3 protein-coding genes are annotated in these 3,435 nt (G+C 65.8%); 2 read left to right on the top strand and 1 reads right to left on the bottom strand.

Annotated elements, in window-relative coordinates:
• On the bottom strand, window positions 1-449 hold a 449-nt coding region (locus ACUJ8O_RS11405), incomplete at its 3' end, for a universal stress protein (protein WP_445373395.1).
• A gap of 318 nt (window positions 450-767) precedes the next feature.
• Here ACUJ8O_RS11405 and ACUJ8O_RS11400 point away from each other — a divergent pair.
• Window positions 768-1,358 carry a recombinase family protein gene (locus ACUJ8O_RS11400; RefSeq protein ID WP_445373394.1) on the top strand — a complete coding sequence of 197 codons (591 nt, stop codon included), beginning with the start codon at window positions 768-770 and terminating at the stop codon, window positions 1,356-1,358.
• Window positions 1,355-3,435 (top strand): N-6 DNA methylase (locus ACUJ8O_RS11395; protein WP_445373393.1); only part of this gene is annotated, 2,081 nt, incomplete at its 3' end. The genes ACUJ8O_RS11400 and ACUJ8O_RS11395, both read left to right, overlap by 4 nt.

Genomic DNA, 3,435 nt, shown 5'->3' with positions numbered 1-3,435 from the left:
CGTATCGGCCGGTGCTGCTGATGCGTCAGGTGCGCGGCGACGGACCCGGTGAGCAGTTCCGCTATCCGGCGTCGGCCAGCCTGGGATCCGACGACGATCATCACCGCGTCACGTTCCTCAGCCACCGCAGCGAGTGCGTGACTCGGGTCCCCGACGCGGGAGACGAAGTCCACGTCGACCGATCGCGCCGCAGCAAGATCTCTGATGACCCGCATGTCTTCGTCGGGGAGCTGCTGCGGGTCGCTGTCCGCCGTGTCCGGGTCGATCGGTTCGATGATCTCCGACCCGTCCGCACGCACCCCCGCTGACAGCAGCGCCGGATCGACGACCACACACACCAGGCGGGCGCTGAAGCGTTCAGCGACGGCAGCCGCGACACCGACGACGTCGTGCCCCTGCCCGGACTGCACACCGACCACGACAACACCGGCAGTGTTCGACTCGACCATGACATCTCCCTACCTCAGGCGCACAGAAGCGCAACCAGCTGAGATAGGGACTGTTGTCGACGAGTGTCGAGGTTGGGTCCGGCAAGCCCCACTGCCGGGTCCGAAGACACCACCAGTATGCACCCACCACCCCATGCCCGCACCGACGATCTTCCGCACCTCGAGAACCGGTCCGCTTCGTGACGCGGGACGACAGGGAGAGAAGCTTGAAGGACGACACAGAGCGAAGCTGTTCACACCCCGGCCGCCCACGAGACCATCACGTCAGAGACGGTCCCAAACCGGGTCGTTAGACAGAAGTGTCGGAGGGTCTAAGACGTGGTTGGACAGACAGTGGCCTATGTGCGGGTCAGTTCGGCCGAGCAGAACCTGGATCGTCAGCTCGAGGCGGTGGGGGAGTGCGACCGCATCTTCGAGGACAAGATCTCCGGCAGCTCCCGCGCCAAGCGCACGGGGCTGGCTGAGCTGATGAGGTATGTGCGTGAGGGGGATCTGGTGAAGGTCGCCTCGATGGATCGGCTCGGCCGGGACACCCGGGACCTGTACGCGATCGTGGACGAGCTCACCGACAAGGGATGCGCGGTGCAGTTCGTGTCCGAGCGGATCACCGTGGACAAGTCCGGCACCTCCCCGGTGGACGGGCTGATGTTGGGCATCCTGGCGGCGTTCGCTGAGTTCGAGCGCCGGCGGATCAAGGAGCGCCAGGCCGAGGGCATCGCCCTAGCCAAGGCCCGCGGCAAGTACGTCCAGGTCCCGAAGCTCTCGGACACCGACGTGGAGCAGGCGCGCGTGATGATCGAGATGGGGATCCCGAAGGCGGAGGTGGCGCGCGCGTTCGGGGTGAGCCGGCAGACGCTGTACACCTCGCTGTCCCGGGGTGCGAGAAAAGAAGTACCCTCCGATCTATGAGCAAGGCGACGCCCCTGCTCCCGCTCTTGAAAGGACGCTTGATGAGTTTTCCCGAGTTGGTCAACGCCTACGCGGTGTCAGCGCGGGAGAACCTGCGTGGTCCAGGGCAGGCAGAGGCGGCGCTCTCAGCACCCGTGGCTGCTCTGATGCGCGGTGTGGGGGAGCTGGTAGGGCGCCGAGTTGTAGCCCACAGTGAGGTCACCGTGGTCGGGGACGAGGGCGAGGCCGTCCGTCCGGACTTCGGGGTGCGCGTCGACGGTGTGCTGACCGGGCATATTGAGCTGAAGGCACCGGGGGTATCTCTTGACCCGGCGACCTACAAGCCACGTACCCACAACGGCCGGCAGTGGCAGCGACTGAAGGAGCTGCCCAACCTCCTCCACACCAACGGCACCGAGTGGCGGCTGTGGAGGTACGGCAAACTGGTGGGCGACCCGCGCAGCTTGCATGTGGCCGATCTGCGCACCATGCGCGGCTCTTCCGTGACGTTCCAGGCCGAGCTGGAACGGATGCTCACTGACTTCGTGCTGTGGGAGCCGGCACCGATCACTTCGGTCTCCAAACTGGTGGATGTTCTTGCTCCGCTGACCCGTCTTCTGCGGGAAGAGGTCCTCGACGTGATGCGCGATGAGCGCAGAGCTGTCCGGGCCGGCGCCTCGGCGCTTGCCCAGCCTCTGAGTTCGTTGCACAAGGAGTGGCGTCGGGTCCTGTCTCCCGGTGCTGATGAGGACCAGTTCGCTGACGGTCTGGCTCAGACGGTGGTCTTCGCTCTTGTCCTGGCGGTCTCGGAAGGGGTCGACGTGGGCGGGCTCCCGCTCTCCGAGGTGGCCGATTCCCTGACCGGGCGTTATGGCGTGATGGGACGCTCCCTGTCGTTGGTGGCTCAGCCCATCCGTTCAACGCCGGTCCAGACCGCCGTGGAGACCATCACGCGCACGCTCTCCGCAGTGAACTGGGACGACCTAGGCAGTGGTCGTTCGGATGTCTACCTGCACCTGTACGAGCACTTCCTGAGCAGCTACGACCCTGCGCTGAAGCAGGCTTCGGGCTCCTACTACACCCCCGTCGAGCTCGTGGACGCCATGGTGGGTTGGGCAGACGAGGCCGTCCGGGAGCACCTGGGCCGTCCGCGCGGTCTGCGGGACAGCGCGACGTCTGTCATCGATCCCGCTATGGGAACCGGGACCTACCCTCTGTCGGTGTTGCGGCGCGTTGGGGCCGATGCGGCAGCGGAGTACGGGACAGCGGCAGCAGGAGAGGCTGTCGCTTCCATGGTGGGCCGCCTCTACGGCATCGAGCTGCAGTCCGGGCCTTTCTCGGTGGCTGAACTGCGTATCTCCCAGGCCGTGAAGGAGGCTGGGGCCCAGGTTCCTGCGAACGGTCTGCGCTTGTTCGTAGCCGACACCCTGGAGGACTCAGCCGCCACAGCAGCCGATGAGGGTCTGTCCTGGAACGCTGGTCTGATCGCTCAGCAACGGATCGAGGCCAACCGGGTCAAGAGGGATGAGAACATCCAGGTCGTCATCGGCAACCCGCCATACAAGGACAAGGCCGGTGGGCGTGGGGGGTGGATCGAGAACGGTGTCGATCCGGCGACGGGACGGGCTCCCCTAGACGCATTCAGGAGCCGAGGCAACGGGCGCAACGAGCGCCACCTGAACAACCTCTACGTCTACTTCTGGCGTTGGGCGCTGTGGAAGGCGTTCGAATCCACCGCGCAGCGCAAGCTCGACGGAGCGGACCAGGGTGTGGTCTGCTTCGTGACCGCGACCGGGTATCTCACCGGTCCTGGCTTCGCGGGGATGCGAGAGTATCTGCGCCGCACCTGTTCGACCGGATGGATCATCAACGTCACTCCTGAGGGGTTGAACCCTCCCCCCGGTCATGGGGTCTTTGCCATTCAGACGCCGGTGGCCGTGGGCATTTTCGTGCGCAACTCCCAGGCGAGCCCCGAGGTGCCAGCGCCGATCTACTACCGAGAGGTGGCCGGCACGCGGGCACAGAAGTTCGCGCAGTTCCCCGAGATCCATCTCAACGGTGAGGGATGGCTGGAAGCCCCTACCGAGTGGCGGGCTCG

Source organism: Micrococcus sp. EWR3.9.1 (assembly GCF_052615555.1).
The sequence above is the reverse complement of the archived record's forward strand: the minus strand, read 5'-3'. Positions and strand labels throughout refer to the sequence as shown.